Genomic DNA, 21,724 nt, shown 5'->3' on the forward strand with positions numbered 1-21,724 from the left:
GCTTTTTATTTTGCAACCCGATTACAGTGCGGCGATAACGGCCTGCTGCTCAATCAGCTTGGCTTTGGCTTCGGCATAGCCATCCAGCTTCTCACGCTCTTTGGCAATCACCGCTTCCGGTGCGCGGGCCACAAAGCCTTCATTGGACAGTTTGCTTTCGATGCGGCCAATCTCACCTTCGATCTTCGCCACTTCTTTCGCCAGACGTGCAAGCTCATCGTCTTTATTGATAAGACCCGCCATCGGGATCAGCAGCTCTGCGCCGTCAACAATCTTGGTCACGGAAACCGGACCTTTCTCGTTAGCTGGCAGTACGGTGATGCTCTCCAGGCGTGCCAGGTTCAGCAGGAAGCTGCGGTTGTCATTCACACGACGCTCCGCATCTTTGCTGCAACCGCGCAGCAGCAGCTCAAGCGGTTTACCCGGAGAGATGTTCATCTCGGCGCGGATGTTACGCACGGCGATAATCGCCTGCTTCAGCCATTCGGTGTCAGCGGCAGCGGCTTCATCAACCTGAGACGCATCGTACTGCGGCATAGGTTGCAGCATGATGGTGTCAGCGGTAATGCCTTTCAACACTTTTACACGCTGCCAGATGGTTTCGGTGATAAACGGAATGATCGGGTGCGCCAGACGCAGCAGCGCTTCCAGCACGTTGACCAGCGTGTTGCGGGTACCACGCAGTTCCGCTTCAGAGCCGCCGTTCATCACCGGCTTGGTCAGCTCCAGATACCAGTCGCAGAACTGGTTCCAGGTGAATTCATACAGAATGCCCGCCGCAATATCGAAACGGAAGTTATCCAGCGCTTCACGGTAGGCTTTCACGGTCTGGTTAAATTCCGCAAGGATCCAGCGATCGGCAAGAGAAAGCACCATATCGCCGCCGTTAAAGCCGCAGTCCTGCTCTTCGGTGTTCATCAGTACGAAGCGGCTGGCGTTCCAGAGTTTGTTACAGAAGTTACGGTAACCTTCCAGGCGCTTCATGTCCCAGTTGATGTCACGACCGGTGGAGGCGAGCGCGGCCAGGGTGAAACGCAGGGCATCGGTGCCGTGTGGCTCAATGCCGTTCGGGAACTGTTTCTCGGTGCGTTTGGCTATTTTCTCAGCCAGTTGCGGCTGCATCATATTGCCGGTGCGTTTTTCCAGCAGATCTGCCAGAGAGATACCGTCGACCATATCCAGAGGATCGATAACATTGCCCTTGGATTTGGACATCTTCTGGCCTTCGTCATCACGAATCAGACCGGTCATGTAGACGGTATGGAACGGCACCTGCGGCTTGCCATCTTCATCTTTGATGAAGTGCATGGTCATCATGATCATGCGGGCAATCCAGAAGAAGATGATGTCGAAGCCAGAGACCATCACGCTGCTCGGGTGGAACTGACGCAGGGCGTCGGTATTCTCCGGCCAGCCGAGGGTGGAGAAGGTCCACAGGGCGGAGGAGAACCAGGTGTCGAGCACGTCTTCGTCCTGGCGCAGGGCAACGTCAGCGCTCAGGTTATTTTCCTGGCGCACTTCAGCTTCGGTGCGGCCCACGTAGACGTTGCCTGCTTCGTCGTACCACGCCGGGATACGGTGACCCCACCACAGCTGACGGGAGATACACCAGTCCTGAATATCACGCATCCAGGAGAAGTACATGTTTTCATACTGTTTCGGCACGAACTGAATGCTGCCGTTTTCAACCGCTTCCACCGCCGGTTTCGCCAGCACGTCAGCGCGAACGTACCACTGATCGGTCAGCATCGGTTCGATAACCACGCCGCCGCGGTCGCCGTAAGGCACGGTCAGGTCGTGGGGTTTAATCTCTTCCAGCAGGCCCAGCGCATCGACAGCGGCAACCACCGCTTTGCGCGCGGCAAAACGTTCCAGTTTCTGGAACTCAGCCGGGATGGCGCTGGAATAGACGTCAGACTCTTCGCCTTTGGTGTCATAGACTTCGGCGCTTTCACGGATGTCGCCGTCAAAGGTCAGGATGTTGATCATCGGCAACTGATGACGACGACCCACTTCGTAGTCGTTAAAGTCGTGTGCCGGGGTGATTTTCACGCAGCCGGTGCCCTTTTCCATGTCGGCGTGTTCGTCGCCCACAACAGGAATGCGGCGGTTCACCAGCGGCAGCACCACGAATTTGCCAATCAGGTCTTTGTAGCGCGGATCTTCCGGGTTAACTGCCACGCCGGTATCACCGAGCAGGGTTTCCGGACGGGTGGTCGCAACCACCAGATAATCTTTACCGTCTGCGGTTTTTGCGCCGTCGGCCAGCGGGTAGCGGATATGCCACATGGACCCTTTGGACTCACGGTTTTCCACTTCGAGGTCGGAAATCGCCGTACGCAGTTTCGGGTCCCAGTTCACCAGGCGCTTGCCACGGTAAATCAGGTCTTCTTTATACAGGCGGACGAAGACTTCTTTCACGGCATTAGACAGGCCTTCGTCCATGGTGAAGCGCTCGCGCTCCCAGTCCACGGAGTTACCCAGACGGCGCATCTGGCGGGTAATGGTGCCGCCGGATTCTGCCTTCCACTGCCAGATTTTATCGATGAAGGCGTCGCGGCCGTAATCGTGGCGGGTTTTCCCTTCTTCAGCGGCAATTTTACGCTCAACCACCATCTGGGTGGCGATACCTGCGTGGTCGGTACCGGCCTGCCACAGAGTATTTTTACCCTGCATACGCTGGTAGCGGATCATGGTATCCATGATGGTTTGCTGGAAGGCATGACCCATATGCAAACTGCCGGTGACGTTCGGCGGCGGGATCATGATGCAGAAGCTTTCCTGGCTTTCATCGCCATTGGGTTTGAAGTAGCCCTGCTTTTCCCAGTGCTCGTAAAGCGGCTGTTCGATATCTTGTGGGTTGTATGTCTTTTCCATTATTTCCAGGTTGCCGTGTTCAGGTTGAAACCAGCCATGCGATAGGCTTTATAGCGCTCGCGAGCCAGTTGTTTCAGAGTGTCTTCGTAAGGGACAAAGTCTATCACTTCTGTGAAAGCGGTGGCAAAATCTGCAAAGTTCGTGCGCAGGCTGATAAGCACATCGCGGGCGCTGCTGTTGCGCTTTTGCGGCCAGGCGATTTCGACCGGCGCGCCGCCACGTGGGCCTTCACCCGCCAGGTTATGCGGCACAAAGCTTTCCGTTGGCCTTGCCCACAGCGCTTCGTCGAGGCGAATAGCCTGTTGCTCATCTTCGCAGGCAATCAGTACGCGTTTGCCAGTGCGCCAACGTTCTGCGGCAATCTCACACACCAGTTGCTCGACGGCGCTCAGGCCATCCTGCTGCGTGTCGTTGTCCAGAAGATAAAACGTGGCGTTCTTCATGATATGGGGCTTCTTGTGGTGGATTTAAATCGTACACCCTCACCCCGACCCTCTCCCTCAAGGGAGAGGGAGAAAACCTAACCCTCGCCCCTTTGGGAGGAGGGTTAGGGTGAGGGGGATTTTGCTTACTCTTCGCCGTTAAAACCCGCACGGTTCAGCAGGAACTGCGACAGCATGGCAACAGGACGACCTGTCGCGCCTTTGGCTTTACCGGAGCGCCATGCGGTACCGGCGATGTCCAGATGGGCCCAGTTGTACTTACGGGTAAAGCGAGACAGGAAGCAGCCCGCCGTGATGGCACCGCCGGGACGTCCGCCAATGTTTGCCATGTCGGCAAAATTAGAGTCCAGCTGTTCGTAGTACTCATCACCCAGCGGCAGACGCCATGCGCGGTCGCCCGCCTGTTCTGAAGCACCAATCAGCTCATGCGCCAGCGGGTTGTGGTTCGACATCAGCCCGGTGATGTGATGGCCCAGCGCAATCACGCAAGCACCAGTCAGGGTCGCCACATCGATAACCGCTTCCGGCTCAAAACGCTCAACGTAGGTCAGCACATCGCACAGTACCAGACGGCCTTCAGCATCAGTGTTGAGCACTTCAACGGTCTGGCCGGACATGGTAGTCAGCACGTCACCCGGACGATAGGCGCGTCCACCCGGCATGTTTTCACAGCCAGCCAGTACGCCCACAACGTTAATCGGCAGTTGCAGCTCTGCGACCATGCGCATTACGCCGTACACCGCCGCCGCACCGCACATGTCATACTTCATCTCGTCCATGCCTTCGGCAGGCTTGATGGAGATACCGCCGGAGTCAAAGGTCAGCCCTTTGCCCACCAGCACAATCGGGCGCGCCTCTTCTGACGGGTTGCCTTTGTATTCAATGACAGACATCAGGGATTCGTTCTGCGAACCGTTACCGACCGCCAGGTAAGAGTGCATGCCCAGCTCGCGCATCTGCTGCTCGCCAATCACCCGGGTAATGACGTTTTTACTGTAGGAGTCAGCCAGCTGGCGCGCCTGAGAGGCCAGGTAGGCCGCGTTGCAGATATTGGGCGGCATATTGCCGAGATCTTTTGCCGCTTTGATGCCGGCGGCAATGGCCAGACCGTGCTGAATGGCACGTTCACCGCTGGTCAGTTCACGGCGAGTCGGCACATTAAAGACCATTTTACGCAGCGGACGACGTGGCTCGCTCTTATTGGTCTTCAACTGGTCAAAACTGTAGAGCGACTCTTTTGCGGTTTCCACCGCCTGGCGCACCTTCCAGTAGGTGTTACGGCCTTTCACGTGCAGCTCGGTCAGGAAGCAGACGGCCTCCATAGAACCGGTGTCATTCAGGGTATTGATAGTTTTCTGGATGACCTGCTTATACTGGCGTTCATCCAGCTCACGTTCTTTACCGCAACCAATTAACAAAATGCGTTCGGAGAGCACATTTGGAACGTGGTGCAGCAGCAGGGTTTGTCCTGGTTTGCCTTCCAGTTCGCCACGGCGCAGCAGGGCGCTGATGTAACCGTCGCTGATTTTGTCGAGTTGCTCGGCAATCGGCGAGAGACGGCGCGGCTCAAAAACACCCACAACGATGCAGGCACTCCGCTGTTTCTCGGGGCTACCGCTTTTTACACTGAACTCCATGCACTACGCTCCTGAATCTTAAAGACAACAGCGGCGGCTACGGATAGAATTGCAAGCTTTCGTAACTCGGTTCCGCTGTTGCGGTGACTTCGTGTTAATCTTAACGTTACTTGGGTTTCGGCACGTCAGATCGGGGTCGGATACGTTTAACCGCTGAGTATAATAATCTTAGCGATGATTTCGACGACTCAAGAGAATAAATGACGTTTAAGCCACGAAACAAGCGATTTTCCAGTAAAAAGACTGGTTTTTACGGGCGTAATGTAAAGTGATAATCATAAGATATCTTGCGCGGGAGACGCTTAAAAGCCAGCTTGCGATCCTATTCATCCTGCTTCTGATCTTCTTTTGTCAGAAACTGGTCAGGATCCTTGGCGCAGCGGTCGACGGCGAAATTCCAACGAACCTGGTGCTCTCGCTACTGGGTCTCGGCGTGCCTGAAATGGCGCAACTTATCCTGCCTCTCAGTCTGTTCCTCGGTCTGCTGATGACGCTGGGCAAATTGTATACTGAAAGTGAAATTACCGTTATGCACGCCTGCGGCCTTAGCCGGGCGGTGCTGGTAAAGGCGGCAATGATCCTCGCGCTACTGACCGGTGCAGTGGCAGCCATCAACGTGATGTGGTTAAGCCCGTGGTCATCGCGCCATCAGGAAGTGGTACTGGCCGATGCCAAAGCCAACCCCGGCATGGCGGCACTGGCGCAGGGGCAGTTCCAGCAGGCCTCTGATGGCAACTCCGTAATGTTTATTGAGAGCGTTGATGGTAGCCAGTTTCACGAGGTCTTCCTTGCTCAACTACGCCCGAAAGGCAATGCGCGCCCGTCAGTGGTGGTCGCAGACTCCGGTCATCTTGCGCAGATGAAAGACGGCTCTCAGGTGGTGACCTTAAATCAGGGCACGCGCTTTGAAGGCACCGCGCTGCTACGTGATTTTCGCATCACCGATTTCAAAGACTATCAGGCAATTATCGGTCATCAGGCCGTAGCCCTGGACCCGGACGACACCGAGCAGATGAAGCTCGGCACCCTGTGGCGTACCGATAATCCGCGTGCGCAGGCAGAGTTCCACTGGCGTCTGACGCTCATCTTCACCGTCTTTATGATGGCGCTGATGGTTGTGCCGCTGAGCGTGGTCAACCCGCGCCAGGGCCGTGTGCTGTCGATGCTGCCAGCGATGCTGCTTTATCTGGTGTTCTTCCTGCTGCAGACCTCCCTGAGATCCAATGCCGCGAAGGGAAAAATTGATCCGTTGATTTGGATGTGGGCGGTGAACCTCGCGTACCTCGCGCTGGCAATCGGCCTGAATCTATGGGATACGGTGCCGATGCGCCGGATTCGCGCCCGCGTGATGGGCAGAGGAGCGGTATAATGCAGGCGTTTGGCGTACTTGACCGCTACATCGGTAAAACTATTTTCACCACCATCATGATGACGCTGTTCATGCTGGTGTCGCTCTCCGGCATCATCAAGTTTGTCGATCAGCTGAAAAAAGCCGGGCAGGGGAGCTACGACGCGCTGGGGGCGGGGCTCTATACCATCCTTAGCGTGCCGAAAGACATTCAGATTTTCTTCCCGATGGCTGCACTGCTCGGTGCCCTGTTAGGCCTCGGTATGCTGGCGCAACGTAGTGAACTGGTGGTGATGCAGGCATCCGGTTACACCCGTATGCAGGTGGCGCTCTCCGTTATGAAAACCGCCATCCCGCTGGTGCTGCTGACAATGGCGATTGGCGAATGGGTGGCCCCCCAGGGCGAGCAAATGGCGCGCAACCAGCGTGCGCAGTCAATGTACGGCGGCTCGCTGCTCTCCACGCAAACCGGTCTGTGGGCCAAAGATGGCAACAGTTTTGTCTACATTGAACGGGTGAAGGGCGATGACGAACTGGGCGGGGTGAGTATTTACGCCTTTAACGATCAGCGTCGTTTGCAGTCGGTACGCTACGCGGCGACTGCCAAATTTGACAAAGACCATAAGGTCTGGCGCCTCTCGCAGGTGGATGAATCGAACCTCACTGACCCGAAACAGGTGACGGGCGCGCAGACGCTGACCGGCACCTGGAAGACCAACCTCACGCCCGACAAACTGGGTGTGGTGGCGCTGGACCCCGATGCGCTCTCCATTAGTGGCCTGCACAACTACGTGAAGTACCTGAAGTCGAGCGGCCAGGATTCCGGGCGTTATCAGCTCAACATGTGGAGCAAAATTTTCCAGCCCATGTCGGTAGCGGTGATGATGCTGATGGCGCTGTCCTTTATCTTCGGGCCGCTGCGTAGCGTGCCAATGGGCGTGCGTGTGGTGACGGGTATCAGTTTCGGCTTTGTTTTCTACGTGCTTGATCAGATTTTCGGCCCATTGACTCTCGTCTATGGCATTCCACCGATAATCGGTGCCCTGCTCCCGAGCGCCTCGTTCTTCCTTATCAGCCTCTGGCTGTTGATGCGTAAGAGTTAGTTCTGCTCTTTCCCTCCGCCTGTAGATGAGGGCCCCGACTTTTCTCCCTCTACCCGTGGGAGAGGGTCGGAGTGAGGGCAGCAGACCGCACAAGGTAAAAGCAAAACGGCAACCTGCGTTGCCGTTTTTTGTGTTTTCTCCCTCGTCCCGTGGGCTGAAGCATCCCCAGTAATATGACGTTTTGCAGCGATATTACACTCCCATGAGAATAAAACAGTCACCGCGATGACAGGGTCCGGCTGAAAATCGATGAGGTGTTGACGGCTGACCGGGGCCGCCCGCAGGGAAGCGGGCGGAGGGGATAGCCTACAAGGATCCAGGCTGGTCCCCGACCCGATAGTCAGACGACATAAGCATCATGGACCGCGAAGCGCCGATTTTCCTGGCCGGGAGCCCGGGTCGCCAGGGTGGTGGCGGTGAACCACCCTGGCACGTTCACGGGTTCTGGCGTGAAAGAAAAGCAAGGAACATAAGGTGAACGGAATGACCACAAGCGCCGCATGTTTCCCCTCACCCTGGCCCTCTCCCCAAAGGGGCGAGGGAACTTTCCTTGCTCGTATTATTTGGCGGGGATCTCTCAGCCCCCGTGGGTGAGGGCACCAGACCGCACATAATGCCCATAACTTTCTCCATCGTTTACGCGGTTCTTGAAAACGTAATACGCAGCGCCGACTATGCTTGGCTTATGGTTCTCAAAAAATTCAGGAAGCTATGTCCAGATTCTTTTTTAATGACCGTAAACAACTGGTCAATGACGCCATTGAAGGAATGGTGATTTCCGCCCCTCACGGCAACCTGGTTCGCCTCGACATCGATCCCGCTATTCGCATTGTTGCCCGTGCCGACTGGGATAAATCCCGCGTCGCGGTCATTTCTGGTGGCGGCTCCGGCCACGAACCGGCCCATGCGGGCTTCGTCGGTAAGGGAATGCTTACTGCCGCCGTATGCGGCGACGTCTTTGCCTCCCCAAGCGTCGATGCGGTGCTTAACGCCATTGTGGCGGTGACCGGCGATCGCGGTTGCCTGCTCATCGTCAAAAACTATACCGGCGACCGGCTGAACTTCGGCCTTGCCGCCGAGAAAGCCAAACGTTACGGCCTGAAAGTGGAAATGGTGATTGTCGCCGACGATATTGCCCTGCCGGATAATAAGCAGCCGCGCGGGATCGCCGGGACAGCGCTGGTGCACAAAATTGCAGGCTATGCGGCTGAGCAAGGGAAATCCTTAAGCGAAGTGCGTGACATCGCTCAGCAGGCGAGCGAGAGCGTCCGGAGCCTCGGACTGGCGATGGAGAGCTGTAACCTGCCGGGCAGCGAAGAGGATGACCGCATTCCACGCGGGCAGGTGGAACTGGGGCTGGGCATTCATGGTGAACCCGGCGCCAGTACTGTCGACAGCCACAACAGCAAGCAGCTGATTGAGGCGCTGGTGACGCCGTTGAAAGCGCTGGCGGGTAACGACCGCGTTGCGGTGCTGATTAACAATCTGGGCGGTGTCTCGGCGCTGGAGATGGCCCTGCTTACTAAAGAGCTGGCGCACTCGTCGCTGAAAGACCAGATTGCATATCTGATTGGTCCTGCAACCCTGGTCAGTTCGCTCGATATGAAAGGCTTCTCCCTTTCCGTGCTCCGGCTCAATGAGACCTTCGAGAAGGCGCTTTGCGCCGATGTGCAGACCGTGGGCTGGCAAAAACCGGTACCCTTCGCGCCGATGAAAACCCAGCGTCATAGCCCGGTCTACAACCAGCTTGAGACTGAACCTTCTGAAAATGCGCAGGTAAAAGCGCTGGTTTCTGCCGCCGCACAGACGCTAATCGGGCTGGAAAACCGCCTGAACGCGCTGGATGCCAAAGTCGGCGATGGCGATACCGGCTCGACCTTTGCCGACGGGGCGCGGGAAATTGCCAGCCTGCTTGAGCAGGGCAAGCTGCCGCTTAACAACACCGCGCAACTGCTGCAACTGGTGGGCGAACGACTCGCGACGGTGATGGGCGGCTCAAGCGGCGTGCTGATGTCGATTTTCTTCACCGCTGCGGGTCAGGCGGTGCACGACGGCAAAACGCTGCCCGAGGCGCTGCTACGTGGCTTAACGCAGATGAAACACTACGGTGGGGCAGACCTTGGCGATCGCACACTGATTGATGCACTGCAACCGGCGCTGGAGGCCCTGCGTGACCGCGGGCTGAATGCCGCCGCTGCCGCCGCGAAGACGGGTGCTGAGAAAACGGCGACCATGCAGAAAGCCGGCGCAGGCCGCTCGTCGTATGTGAACAGCCAGAATCTTGAAGGGGTGCAGGACCCCGGTGCCGTGGCGATTGCAGAAGTGTTTGCGGCGTTGAATAAGGGGTAACACCCCTCACCCTGACCCTCTCCCCAAAGGGGCGAGGGGATGGTTTCTCCCTCTCCCGGAGAGAACGCGCGGAGTGAACCGGAACTGCGCTTTTCTCCCTCTCTGAGGAAGAGCTCGGAGTGAAATGGAACTGCGCTTTTCTCCCTCTCTGAGGAAGAGCTCGGAGTGAAATGGAACTGCGTTTTGCTCCCTCTCTGAGAGAAAGCTTGGAGTGAACTGGGACTGCGCTTTTCTCCCTCTTTGAGAGAAAGCTCGGAGTGAACTGGAAGTGCGCTTTTCTCCCTCTCCCTCAGGGAGAGGGCAGGGGGGAGGGTGGAAACGCCTGCACCTCACCCCCACACCTGCTCCCGCCTTTCCCTCAGCGAGACATCATCAGAAATCCGCTTTCAGCACCACGCGGTAACGCGCCTTGCCGTCACGCACATGCTGCAACGCTTCGTTGATCTGCGACATCGGGAACATCTCCGTCGTCGGCGCGACCTTCGCACGACCCGCAAACTTCATCAGCTTACGCAGCTCGAACGGCGTACCGGTCGCGGAACCGGAGATGGTTCTGTCACCCGCAATCAGGGTAAACGCAGGCACTTCCAGCGGCTTCAGCACCGCGCCCACCGTGTGGAACGCACCGCCGTGGGCCAGGGCTTCAAAGTACGGCTGCCACTGCAGATCGACGTTTACGGTGTTGATGATGAGGTCGAACTGGCCCGCCAGCGCTTTCAGTGCCTCCGGGTCGCGGCTGTTTACCACATAATCCGCACCCATCAGACGCACTTCCGCTTCCTTCGCCGGGTTCGAACTGAACGCCGTCACCTCACAGCCCATTGCGTGCAGCAGCTTGATGGCGATATGCCCCAGTCCGCCAATACCAATCACCCCGACGCGGCTGGTGGCGGTGATATGGTGCATCAGCAGCGGTTTGAACACGGTGATGCCACCGCACAGCAGCGGACCCGCGGTTTCAATGTCAATGCTGTCCGGCAGGGGGATGACCCATTGCCAGCCCGCACGAATTTTGTCGGCAAAGCCACCGCGATTCAGGATGGTCGGCACAGCACCTTCGTGACAGTTGATCTGGTCGCCGTCGATACAGGCGTCGCAGTGGCCGCAGCTTTTCGCCGTCCAGCCGATGCCCACGCGCTGACCAACCTTCAGCCCTTTGCTCTGCGCCGTGCTACCCAGCGCCACCACGCGGCCAATCACTTCATGCCCGGCGACCAGCGGATATTGTGAGAAGCCCCATTCATTGTCGATCATCGACAAGTCAGAGTGGCAGATCCCGCAGTAGTCCACCTGCACTTCCACGTCTTCCTGACCTAACTCTCCCGCGTCATACTCAAACAGCTCCAGGTCAGCCCCGGCTTCTTTAGCGGCATAGCTTTTGATAATCGACATCGCCTTTCCCTCATGATGGTTGAGAATTGAGTGTAGAGGATAGAGAAATAGTCTGAGCTAATCTTTGCGTAACAAGGCGTTAAGCCAGGTTTCATCACGATCGGGGCGTTTGTCCTGCGTCGTCCACATCGACTGCACCCGGATGCCCGCAAGCTGCGCGACCAGCGCATTCAGCCCCGCTTCGGTTAAATCACTGAAATGACGACCACCTTTTTCGCGCTCGCTGTCGCCGTATTTGAATGAGACGTACCAGATGCCACCCGGCTTCAGCGCCTGCGCCAGGCTGCTCATCGCCTGCGGCAACTCCTGCGCGGGCACGTGCAACAACGACGCGCAGCACCAGATGCCATCGTAATGATGACTGCCCTGCACCTCGTTAAAGGTCATCTGTTTGACGGGCAGACCGCTGTGCTCGGTTGCCAGGCGCACCATTTCCGACGAGGCATCGAAGGCCTCGACCGCATAGCCCATCTCCACAAAGGCACGGGCATCGCGGCCGGAACCGCACCCGGCATCCAGCACGCGGGCACCGGGCGCGAGGTGCGCGACAAAGGGGGCGTAGAGCGAGGACATATCGACGCCGATGGTGTCGGAGAAGAACGCCTGCGCATGGTGTTGATAGTAGTTGATGGTCATCAGAAGGTATCCGGCCCGGCGGCCTTTGGCTCCCATTCGTGGAATAAGGTTACCCGCGCAGTGTTCCAGACATTTGACAGAAAATCATGCCGTTTTGCGCTGTTTGCGCCGGTCTGACGGATGAGAGTTTCGCGCAGCGGGAGGTGACTGGTAATGAAGTATTCGTTGCGATCGTGCAGGCGCTGAAGCAGTTTGGCCGACGGGACGCGGGCAAATTTTCCCTGCTTACCCCGGTTACAACATTTACAGGCCAGCACCAGGTTCCAGACGCCGTTCACATTGCCCACCTGGTCTTTGAGCATCCACGGAATAAAGTGGTCGACATCGGCCAGGTTTGCGTCGCCCGGCTCCACGCTGATGGGCGCGAAGCAGTAAAAGCAGCGTCCTTTCTGGTATCCGTTGAGGCTGTCGCGACAGCTGGTGATGGTGATGCGGCGGTTATTCTGGATGCTGAACAGCATGTTGTCCTGCGCGTCATGCTCCACGGCGATGAGGTTGCGCGACACGCCCATCGCCCAGCCCTGTTCAACCAGATTCCAGCGCGCGTCGGTCTCACACTTCAGGTTCTGGAACTGCTGACGCTCGGTGAGCTGATGGAAGTTTGTCGTCAGGCGGATGCCTTTATGGCTTTTGCGCTCATCGATGAAAAAGCGCTTTTCAATCTCGCCCTGATTCACATTGTGGAAGGCATCAATCACGTTGTTAAAGCCGAAGCGCACGGTGGTTGCGGTGAGGGCGTTCTGGTCGATCTCCCCGGCGTTAAACTGGCGACAGGCATCAAGATACTGACTTCTGGCAGAGGTGATTTGTTTGGGGGCCTGCGCCAGGTGACGGCACAGATGCTGGCTGAACGGCACGGCGAGGTCTTCCAGCAGGATGAGGTCACTGCCGTCGCGCTTTACGTCGTACATCGCATGCGCCAGCGCGAACTTGTAGGAAGCGACATTTTTGCCAAAGAGGATGATGCCGCGCCAGTAGTTCTCCAGCGTGGGCTCGACCTGATAGAAACGCATGTCTTGTCCTGAGTTATAGATGCGGTGAATACCAACAACTTGTAACAGGATCAGATAACAAGACGGGAAAAATGTAAACCGCTACCGTCACGTTGCAGCGTTTTGCGAGCTGCCTTCCAGAGAAAGGCTAAGTGAATGGGGAATATGTCGATTTTTTCGGCACTCAGACGCGACAAGGCCGGGGAATGCTTGCGCAGGGGTCAGCAACAGGTATAATGCAACCCGCTATCAGCATCCCCTTCAGTGCCGAAGTGGCGAAATCGGTAGACGCAGTTGATTCAAAATCAACCGTAGAAATACGTGCCGGTTCGAGTCCGGCCTTCGGCACCAAAGGCATGTAAATGGACCTCAACTGAGGTCTTTTTTTATGTCTGAAATCCGCGCCACATAAGGCTTTCCACGATTTTCTCCTCAACTGAAGTCAACCTAACTCAACCCACATCAACAAGCTTGTGAGTATACTAATGAGTATATTTGCCGATTCGATATTGCTTGTATACTCACGAAATACCAATGGAAGGAGGACCATTATGGCCCTAACGGATACTAAAGTTCGTTCTGCGAAACCTGAGGAGAAAGAGTATTCACTTGTTGACGGTGACGGCATGTTCTTACTTGTAAAACCTAACGGTTCCAAGTATTGGCGATTTCGTTTCCGTTTTGGCGGTAAACAGCATTTGATGGCGTTCGGTGTCTATCCTGAAATTTCACTGGCGGATGCCAGGAAGAAAAGGGAAGAAGCCAGAAAGCTGGTAGCTGCTGGTATCGATCCTCGTGAGCATAGACGTGCTGTGAAAGAAGAGCAGGCGAAAGAGATTATTACTTTCGAGAAGGTTGCCAGAGAGTGGCTCGTGACCAACCAAAAATGGTCGGAAGATCATGCTAATCGCGTAAAAAAGAGCCTAGAGGACAATATCTTTCCGGCAATTGGTACTCGCAACATTACTGAATTGGGTACTCGTGACTTACTGGCACCCATTAAAGCGGTGGAACTGTCTGGACGTCTTGAGGTGGCCTCCCGTCTTCAACAGCGCACCACGGCCATCATGCGTTATGCAGTGCAAAGCGGGTTAATTGATTACAATCCGGCGCAGGAGATGGCGGGGGCGGTAGCTTCCAGTAATCGGCAGCATCGTCCGGCACTAGAGTTAAAGCGCATCCCTGAGTTACTTGAGAAAATAGATGACTACACCGGCAGGCCACTAACCCGTTGGGCAACGGAACTGACTTTGCTTATCTTTATTCGCTCCAGTGAACTGCGTTTTGCTCGCTGGTCAGAGATCGATTTTGAAACGTCAATGTGGACCATCCCGCCAGAGCGAGAGCCTATTCCGGGCGTGAAACATTCTCAGCGGGGATCAAAGATGCGTACACCTCATTTGGTGCCGCTTTCAAAGCAGGCGCTGGCGATCCTAAAGCAGATAAAACAGTTTTGTGGTGATAAGCATGAGCTGATTTTTATTGGCGATCATGATCCGCGTAAGCCAATGAGTGAAAACACCGTAAACAGTGCGCTAAGGGTGATGGGATATGATACTAAGGTCGAGGTTTGCGGCCACGGCTTCCGCACAATGGCCTGTAGTTCGTTAATTGAGTCAGGGCTATGGTCGAAGGATGCGGTGGAGCGGCAGATGAGCCATATGGAACGCAATTCGGTGCGGGCGGCGTATATCCATAAAGCGGAACATCTGGATGAACGCAAGCTGATGTTGCAGTGGTGGGCCGATTTTTTGGATGCAAACCGGGAGAAGGGGATTACGCCGTTTGACTATGCGAAGATTAACCGGGGTAATGGAGAGTGAGTTGCTCATTATACCTGTTTAATTAAACCTAGTCGGCCAGCCTTACTGGAGAGGCTGGTTGGTGATTTTACAGGGGGTATTGCAGTTAGAGGCTCTCCACAGGCCCATCAAGGTAGATGTACTGCCAGAACGAATCATTGCATGTTCAAAAGTCTTTGTTGATTAATTCTTATTTATCTCTCTTTTACGCGATCATAATATTCGATGATTTGCAGTGCCACGGCAGCAATTTGCACCGCTTCCTCCCTACTGGTACCGGCTGCTTTACCACCAAAACGATCATGGAGGACGGCTTGATGAAACTCACCCACCTCTTCCCCGAGAATAGCTCCCCAGATAAAAGGGTCTTGATTACGGTCTGCCCCCCATTTGTCATCCTGCCGATGCATTTCTGCTAATACGTCAGATAGGGCTTTAGTGTCTTGATGTTTACCTTTCATGTTTCCCTTACGAATCTGCTATTTTAAGGCCATCATTAACATTAAATATGTGCAGAGTCCATTAATTCGATACATCTCATTTTGTGAATGAGCGTTGAGTTTGCTATAAACGTAGCAACCAAGAAAAATAAAAGTGGATAATTTTGTTCATTACCTTTCAAAGCAAAAAGTTAAGGGCTATTTGCGAGAGTATGCACGAGGCAAATGAGATCTTTGGTGACAAACTGGCATCAAGACTGCGCTCGCGACTTTCCGACCTTTCCGTGACGGACAACATATTACTGTTGCCAGTGGGTTCGCCGGAGGTATGCTTTGAGGATGGGGAAGAGTGTATTACAATTACTCTTTTAGGTGATGTAGAAATGGGATTTGTCTGTGGGCATACAATTCAGCCAAGAAATCAAGACAATACAATTGACTGGTCTCGAGTCAGCCGGATACGGTTAGTGTTCATAGGTGACGTGAAATGATGGTAACGCAGGACTTCCAGCCTGACTGGGTATCTCCACCCGGTGATACGATTATAGATCTAATGGATGAACATGGGCTTTCTGGTGAAGAACTGAGCAAGAGAGTTGGATTGTCTCTTGTCCGGGGTCAGCAACTTCTCGAAGGGAAAATCCGACTCAATGAGTCTCTGGCCTGCAAACTTGAGGAGCTATTCAGCGTATCGACAGACTTCTGGATCAAGCGCGAAGACGCTTATCGCCAGCAAATTGAATACCTCGAGAGAGTGAATAGTGATTGGCTCGAATCATTGCCCGTACGTGATATGATGGAGTTTGGTTGGATCCCCAAAACTACAACTCGGGAAAGTAAATTCAGACACTGCCTGTCATTTTTCGGAATTAATTCCGTGAATGATTTTTTTTATAAAATTCAGACAGATGCTCCTTTGGTCGCTTTTCGTAAATCTCTTAATCTGGCAACCGAACCTGTAGCCGATTTGGTGTGGCTGACTAGGGCTGCACAACTTACCGCAAACCAAGACTGTGCAGTATGGGATAAAGAGGTGCTGCTAGCATTATTGCCAGAACTGCGCAAAGCCACAAATGAACCCGACATGGGGATTTTTATCCCTTACATTCGCGGCCTTCTCGCCACTGCTGGAGTTTCTCTTGTTGTGTTGCCAACGCCAAGGGGATGTCGGGCAAGTGGTGCTACCTGCTTTTTTACACCAGACCGTGCTACCCTAGTCATGAGTTTCCGTTATCTGACCGATGACCATTTTTGGTTTACGCTGTTTCATGAGATTGGGCATCTTATCTTGCATGAAGCTGTCCGAGTTCGCGTAGAAGGTAAAGATGGTCTTTCGACGAAAGAGGAAAAGGAAGCTGATAAATTTGCCGTTGATGTTCTTATCCCAGAAGAATACCGGCAGCAGCTTGGTCGCTATGGTGTCCGGCACTGGAAAGAGATCATCCGGTTAGCTAGGAAAATGGGGGTATCCAAAGGGATCGTGCTGGGATATTTGCAGCACGAAGGTAATATACCCTTTTCTCACCTTAATCGGTTTAAAGTGAGATTCCGTAAAGAAGATATCGTCTGATATTAGCCGCCGAAATAGACATAACGGTCAGGTGACTTCTGCCAGTTGCACAATGCATCTTCAATGATCTGCATTCTCAGGTAGGGTGCAGGAATAATTGCCGCAAGGTCAGCCAGTTTTTCATTCAATACATCTATTGTGTCACCAGCAGTCCGGCTATTGCTGAAAAGTAGTCGGCTTCCTTGGAGGGGACCTGTTGCCCCATTCAGAAAGACATGACCTGGTTCTGCCTCCAGAAGTCCAGTTTTCTTGAGCATAGTTAGGTAATCAAATTTTGCGGTTCTTCCAAATGAGATCACAGCATTCAGCCCTGAATACAAAAGTTCGAATAAAGCTTCGGGTGAAGATGAAAAACTCCTGGCCTCTGCAAACCTAGCCTCATGACTGTGTGTGGTACCAATGAATCCGATATAAGAGCGAAAAACCGCAGGTATTGAACGACGAGAGTGATATTTCTTCGTTTCATATTTCCGGTGGTTACCATACTGCCTTAGGCTGCTGTTTGCTGTCAGCTCATCAGAGACGCTGGCAAACCATTGTTCAAAAGCAGCAAAGTCATCAGTTATCGTATCCCATGTCCACGTTTGTGTACCGAGTCCACTGTATATATCTCGACACAAAATCCAGCCGGTTTTGTTACTCTTGCCGAAATGTGTGGCAAGGAAAACCAGCCAGCAGGCTTCGTCATAATTGTTTTCACGAAGATGAAGGCAGGCAGCACGGAGAGGATCAAAAACATCAGAATTCGGCTCTTTTCGTAACGGAGTCATATAATCAGTCCGTAATGCAAGAGTTTCCACATAGCGTATACGACGTATACTGTCGATAATCTGACAGGCTAAAACATCAAAGCAGGCGGGAGAACTTAGGCCATTTAGGTTGTGTTCATTGCGACTAAAATTTTGCAAACTAACAACCAACTGACTGATTTGATTGTGTCTTTTCATTGTAATTTTCCATCAAAAATAAATCGATATTCCTGATTTTTCATTGCAGCCAACTCTTGGAAGGCTAGTTCTTTGTGGTTGGATGTACGTGAACGTAACAAAAAGTGGATTTTTAAAATACGCAGTAAATCCTTCCAGTAGTCATTCAAGGAAGTAGTGTCAATATCAAATTCCTTATTCTCTCGAAGAGCTTTTTCTGCCTCAAGCAGGGGTAATATATCATCTAAGGAATGCATTTCAGGCATCGATCCCATGACTGGTAGAGTGCTCATGAACCCCTCTTTCTGAAGTGCCTCCACTTTTTCTAAATCATTTTTATAGAGATGTAGACTGGATACGAAGTGATGATAGTGGCCCAATTCGCATCCTATCAAGCGGGCGACTAATTCCTGTAGCATCGTGAAAGCAAATACATCATGGGGCAGCCCCATAAAGGCATCGTTAGAACGCATACAAACAAATAGATGCAGCTCCCCACGTCTGACAATAAACTGCATAGATATTGTACAAGGAATATCTACGTATTCTTGCTGTTCAGTTTTTGAGGGCACCAAGTCTGAAGCATCGAAAAGCTGTATTACTGCACGTCTGGTAGGTTTTTTCTCCTGCAAAAGGTTGATGACATTTTTCAGCTGATTATATAAACCACGCATATTAAACAACCGCGGGCCATAACCACCATGTATTTTCCCATCTGACTCAGCGGATTCAGCGTAACGTGGTATGAAGTGTTTGATAAACTCGAGATCGTTCTGAGCTGAGAGGTACCACAGTAATTCACCTAAGCAACTAATTAGTTTTCCTCGGGATTCCGTTCTACTTATTCTTCGCCGAGGGTCGGTAAGGACAAGATAGGCACCAAGAATCTCTAGAGTTGATCCTTTTGTAGGATCATTGCTGAGACCATCAGCCAAGATAGCTTGATGAACATCGTTTATCAGATCGTCGACACACTCAGCCGTTACCAAAAGGGTCATTTTCTGCCTTTTCCTGTATGGTTGTAACAAACCATTACCACCTGTACGGCATATAGTCAATATAGTATTAATATCAACATGGTTAACAGGTTAAGTCAGACTTGGCGTTCTTACATTACAATGTGACATTCAACTATGGCGGGAAAGCATTGGGCTAATCTGATGATGGTTATAGAATTATTTTCACGCTGGTTTCTAGGCTTGATGAGTTTGTTTTAATAGATACGACACTGACGGGGAAAAGCCCTCATGAAAATATAAAGATGAGGCTATAAAGACATCACTGCCAATATAGCCAAGACCAGTATTCGTGGGTCATTTTTTCATCTTTATTAATACTCACCCTGATTAATTGAAGTATGTTTGGCTAATTGAACCAAACATATCATTTGTTTCAACTATATTAATATTAAGTTTTTTCATTAGTTCAGAGTGAAAACTAACGATTTTAGAAAATGTCTGTTGTTTTTCTAAAGGAGGTACAGGTATCCTGAGTGCAGATAAGGTACCTTGGCTAATATTCTGAATATTCGCCCCTTGGCCTCCGCTTAACATTTTCCGTTTCATTGAAGGTGTACGGAAGAGAAAGTTAAGATATTCTGCCGTGATTGCAGAATTTTCTATTCTGTATCGAATGCAAAATCCACTAAATGTGACTTTTTCTTTATTTGGATAAATAGTAAGACATCTTCCGACCAAGGCTTTATTACCATTAGAACGGACAAAGACAATATCACCATCTTTCAAAAGATAATCATCTGAAGGGAGCGTATTTAATTCAATTTCACCGATATTGTCCATACAGGTAATCGTTGCTAGTGATTTGAAATTGCCAACTCCCAGACACTTCAGTACAGAGCCTGACTCACCTTTCGTAAAATTCATTCCATTTTTAAATGAACCATATTCTAATAAAGAAGCCACATCCCATCTCTTCGGGTTTTCAACAGGATCACCAAAAATCGCTAAAAACGTAGCACGCAAAAAATCATCAGCCAGTTTGATGGCTTGTTCGCGTTTTTGGCGTATGCTCGCTGCTTTATCAAAAATAGCAACTATACGTCTCTGATCATTTAAAGATGGTAGAGGTATAAGCAATTCTTTAAATCTTTCAAGATTTAAGTTCGATATATTAGTCGTTTTTTGCCCACAATTTCTTATTATTACTTGAGTGTGTTCAAGTGTCAGCCAAAAGTATAAATATTTTGGAATGACTTTTTCTTTTTTTGCTCTAATGATTGATATAAAACCACCAGCAGTAGATTTTGCCGGTAATTTTTCAATAAAACTAATTTTCCCAACAAGCTCCCAACTATTTGCACTGGAAATAAGCATATCTTCAGAACGTAAATATTGCTCATCCCGCTTGATAAAACTATCGGGAATGGCAATTAAATCCGAAATATCTAACCCACCCCTTTGAACATTTTTTGTTCTCATGACAATGGTTGAGCCTTCACTCAATGGCTCAACCTGATCATTTGGCTTAAACGTTACTCCTCGAATGATTGATAAAACATCCCCTAACTTCACCATTGGCCAGCTCACAGCATCCCCTCCAGCTCATCCAAATCCGCCAGAATCTCTTTTTCCAGATCCTTCAACCGCTTCAGTATCACCTTCGGATCTTCATACTTCTCCGTCTGATACACGACTTCTTTATAACGGTTGATGGAGAGATCGTATTTCTGCGCCGCAAGTTCCTCCTTCGGCACCACAAACACCGCCTGAGTGCGATCTTTAAAATCAACGCCAGCATCAATCCCTTCCGGGGACTGTTGTTTCAACAATGAGGCTAATTTCTCACCCATAAAGTTATCAACCGGTAGCCCGCGTAAAGTACGGTAATGCTTCCAGCTTGCCAGCAGATGCGGCAGGTCGTTGTCTTTTATCGGGTTACGCTTGTCATCCAGGCTGTAACCATCATTTTGCAGATCGTAGAACCAGACCTCGTCCGTCTGACCACCTTTGGTAAAGATCAGGATCGCCGTCGCCACACCAGCGTAAGGTTTAAATACGCCGGAAGGCAGATTGATCACCGCTTCCAGCTGGTTATCTTCTACCAGCGTTTTACGCAGTGATTGGTGCGCCTTACTGGAGCCAAACAGTACACCCTGCGGCACGATAGTGGCACTGCGTCCGCCTACTTTCAGCATTTGCAGGATGCGCGCCAGGAACAGCAGCTCAGTTTTCTTGGTTTTCACCATCGCCGACAGCGTGGCGTCGATATCTTCCTCATCCAGTGAACCGGTAAACGGTGGGTTCGCCAATATCAGATTGAAAGCATTTTTGCTGGCCTGTGGGAAGTTGGTGCTGAAACTCTGACTCATGGTGTCCTGATAGTGGATATCCGGCTCTTCCACGCCGTGCATAATCAGGTTCATAGCGGCGATACGCAGCATAGTAGTGTCAAAGTCGTAGCCGTGGAACATGTTGTTATCCACATGGTCACGCCACGGCGTCAGCAGATCGCCAGTAAAGATTTTTTGCTCTTCCAGCTCACCGCGTTCGTTGCTGCCAATCTCTGTATGGATGGACTCCAGCGAGCTGTATTTTTCCAGCAGGTACTCATAGCTGGTCGCCAGAAAACCACCAGTGCCACAGGCCGGATCGCAAATCGTCTCACCACGCGCTGGATTCGGCTCCATCATTTCAACCATCGTGCGGATAATGTGGCGCGGCGTACGGAACTGACCGTTGATTCCGGCGGTGGTCAGCTTGCTTAACAGGTATTCGTAGAGATCGCCTTTGGTGTCGCCACGATCCAGCGGCAGGTTTTTAATCACCTCTACGGCTTTGGTTAACAGCGACGGTTTGACGATCTCCAGACGGGCATCTTTCATAAAGTTGCCCAGCAGTGTCACCTTTGATGCATCAGCCTGGCCGAGCTGTCGGAAATGCTGGAACACGCCATCACGCACCACGTCCATCATTTCATCCGAGCCAAGGTTGCTGTAGTGGCTGAAGCGAAACTCCTGCTGCTCAGGCGCAAAGCGCGGTTTAAAATCAATACCCGCGATTTGCTTACGCTTCTCGTCCCGTTGTTCCTGGGTATCCAGCATCCTGGAGTACATCAGGTAGGTGATCTGTTCGATAACGGTCAGCGGGTTTGTGATACCACCCACCCAGAAATCTTCCCACAGCCCGTCGATTTTACTTTTTAAGTCACCGGTGATCATTGTTAACGTCTATACCCTGTTATAAAAATAAA

General features: G+C 52.2%; 17 protein-coding genes and 1 tRNA gene. 7 read left to right on the forward strand and 11 right to left on the reverse strand.

The window, feature by feature from the left end:
* Positions 1-21: 21 nt before the first annotated feature.
* The 3 genes from M1D91_RS02560 to pepA form a co-directional block, all read right to left on the reverse strand.
* Positions 22-2,877: a valine--tRNA ligase gene (locus M1D91_RS02560; RefSeq protein ID WP_437432341.1), complete on the reverse strand. Its 2,856-nt coding sequence runs from the start codon at positions 2,875-2,877 to the stop codon at positions 22-24.
* Positions 2,877-3,320 carry a DNA polymerase III subunit chi gene (gene holC, locus M1D91_RS02565; protein ID WP_437432342.1) on the reverse strand — a complete coding sequence of 148 codons (444 nt, stop codon included), beginning with the start codon at positions 3,318-3,320 and terminating at the stop codon, positions 2,877-2,879. Before holC ends, M1D91_RS02560 begins: the two co-directional genes overlap by 1 nt.
* 125 nt (positions 3,321-3,445) lie before the next feature.
* Entirely contained in the window at positions 3,446-4,957 is a 1,512-nt protein-coding gene (pepA, locus tag M1D91_RS02570) for a leucyl aminopeptidase (RefSeq protein WP_437432343.1), read from the reverse strand.
* A 153-nt stretch (positions 4,958-5,110) separates the two neighbouring features.
* Here pepA and M1D91_RS02575 point away from each other — a divergent pair, with 153 nt between their 5' ends.
* The 4 genes from M1D91_RS02575 (at position 5,111) to M1D91_RS02590 (ending at position 9,757) form a co-directional block, all read left to right on the forward strand.
* Positions 5,111-5,161, forward strand: coding sequence for a hypothetical protein (locus tag M1D91_RS02575; RefSeq protein WP_215195782.1), 51 nt, complete (start codon positions 5,111-5,113; stop codon positions 5,159-5,161).
* Positions 5,162-5,225: 64 nt separating this feature from the next.
* Positions 5,226-6,326 carry an LPS export ABC transporter permease LptF gene (lptF, locus tag M1D91_RS02580; RefSeq protein ID WP_437432344.1) on the forward strand — a complete coding sequence of 367 codons (1,101 nt, stop codon included), beginning with the start codon at positions 5,226-5,228 and terminating at the stop codon, positions 6,324-6,326.
* A complete protein-coding gene (gene lptG / locus M1D91_RS02585; protein WP_437432345.1) occupies positions 6,326-7,408 on the forward strand; it encodes an LPS export ABC transporter permease LptG in 1,083 nt (360 codons plus the stop codon). The genes lptF and lptG overlap by 1 nt, the downstream gene beginning before the upstream one ends.
* 711 nt (positions 7,409-8,119) lie before the next feature.
* Complete coding sequence (locus tag M1D91_RS02590) at positions 8,120-9,757, forward strand: dihydroxyacetone kinase subunit DhaK (protein WP_437432346.1); 1,638 nt, start codon at positions 8,120-8,122, stop codon at positions 9,755-9,757.
* A 372-nt stretch (positions 9,758-10,129) separates the two neighbouring features.
* On the opposite strand, the gene ahr is transcribed toward M1D91_RS02590, so the two are convergent.
* The 3 genes from ahr to M1D91_RS02605 are packed head-to-tail and all read right to left on the reverse strand — an operon-like array spanning position 10,130 to position 12,798.
* The gene (ahr, locus tag M1D91_RS02595; protein WP_437432347.1) at positions 10,130-11,149 is read right to left on the reverse strand and encodes an NADPH-dependent aldehyde reductase Ahr; all 1,020 of its coding nucleotides are present in this window, start codon (positions 11,147-11,149) and stop codon (positions 10,130-10,132) included.
* A 57-nt stretch (positions 11,150-11,206) separates the two neighbouring features.
* Positions 11,207-11,785 carry a class I SAM-dependent methyltransferase gene (locus M1D91_RS02600; protein WP_437432348.1) on the reverse strand — a complete coding sequence of 193 codons (579 nt, stop codon included), beginning with the start codon at positions 11,783-11,785 and terminating at the stop codon, positions 11,207-11,209.
* Positions 11,785-12,798 (reverse strand): HNH endonuclease family protein, encoded by a 1,014-nt coding sequence (locus M1D91_RS02605; RefSeq protein WP_437432349.1) that lies wholly within the window; start codon positions 12,796-12,798, stop codon positions 11,785-11,787. Before M1D91_RS02605 ends, M1D91_RS02600 begins: the two co-directional genes overlap by 1 nt.
* A gap of 245 nt (positions 12,799-13,043) precedes the next feature.
* Between M1D91_RS02605 and M1D91_RS02610 the strand changes: the two genes are divergently transcribed.
* Positions 13,044-13,128, forward strand: a tRNA-Leu gene (locus tag M1D91_RS02610).
* 200 nt (positions 13,129-13,328) lie between these two features.
* Positions 13,329-14,600 (forward strand): tyrosine-type recombinase/integrase, encoded by a 1,272-nt coding sequence (locus tag M1D91_RS02615; RefSeq protein ID WP_437432350.1) that lies wholly within the window; start codon positions 13,329-13,331, stop codon positions 14,598-14,600.
* Positions 14,601-14,773: 173 nt separating this feature from the next.
* Here M1D91_RS02615 and M1D91_RS02620 read toward each other — a convergent pair whose 3' ends face one another.
* The gene (locus M1D91_RS02620) at positions 14,774-15,040 is read right to left on the reverse strand and encodes a MazG-like family protein (RefSeq protein WP_063149787.1); all 267 of its coding nucleotides are present in this window, start codon (positions 15,038-15,040) and stop codon (positions 14,774-14,776) included.
* Positions 15,041-15,506: 466 nt separating this feature from the next.
* Here M1D91_RS02620 and M1D91_RS02625 point away from each other — a divergent pair, with 466 nt between their 5' ends.
* The gene (locus M1D91_RS02625; RefSeq protein ID WP_437432351.1) at positions 15,507-16,589 is read left to right on the forward strand and encodes an ImmA/IrrE family metallo-endopeptidase; all 1,083 of its coding nucleotides are present in this window, start codon (positions 15,507-15,509) and stop codon (positions 16,587-16,589) included.
* A 2-nt stretch (positions 16,590-16,591) separates the two neighbouring features.
* Here M1D91_RS02625 and M1D91_RS02630 read toward each other — a convergent pair whose 3' ends face one another.
* From M1D91_RS02630 to M1D91_RS02645, 4 genes are all read right to left on the reverse strand, one after another.
* On the reverse strand, positions 16,592-17,536 hold the full coding sequence (locus M1D91_RS02630) for an alpha-glutamyl/putrescinyl thymine pyrophosphorylase clade 3 protein (RefSeq protein ID WP_437432352.1): 945 nt from the start codon (positions 17,534-17,536) through the stop codon (positions 16,592-16,594).
* A complete protein-coding gene (locus M1D91_RS02635) occupies positions 17,533-18,513 on the reverse strand; it encodes a thymidylate synthase (protein ID WP_437432353.1) in 981 nt (326 codons plus the stop codon). Before M1D91_RS02635 ends, M1D91_RS02630 begins: the two co-directional genes overlap by 4 nt.
* 348 nt (positions 18,514-18,861) lie before the next feature.
* Positions 18,862-20,061, reverse strand: coding sequence for a restriction endonuclease subunit S (locus M1D91_RS02640; protein ID WP_437432354.1), 1,200 nt, complete (start codon positions 20,059-20,061; stop codon positions 18,862-18,864).
* A complete protein-coding gene (locus tag M1D91_RS02645) occupies positions 20,058-21,692 on the reverse strand; it encodes a type I restriction-modification system subunit M (protein ID WP_437432355.1) in 1,635 nt (544 codons plus the stop codon). Before M1D91_RS02645 ends, M1D91_RS02640 begins: the two co-directional genes overlap by 4 nt.
* Positions 21,693-21,724 lie beyond the last annotated feature (32 nt).

The sequence above is a fragment of the Enterobacter sp. SA197 genome, assembly GCF_054131575.1.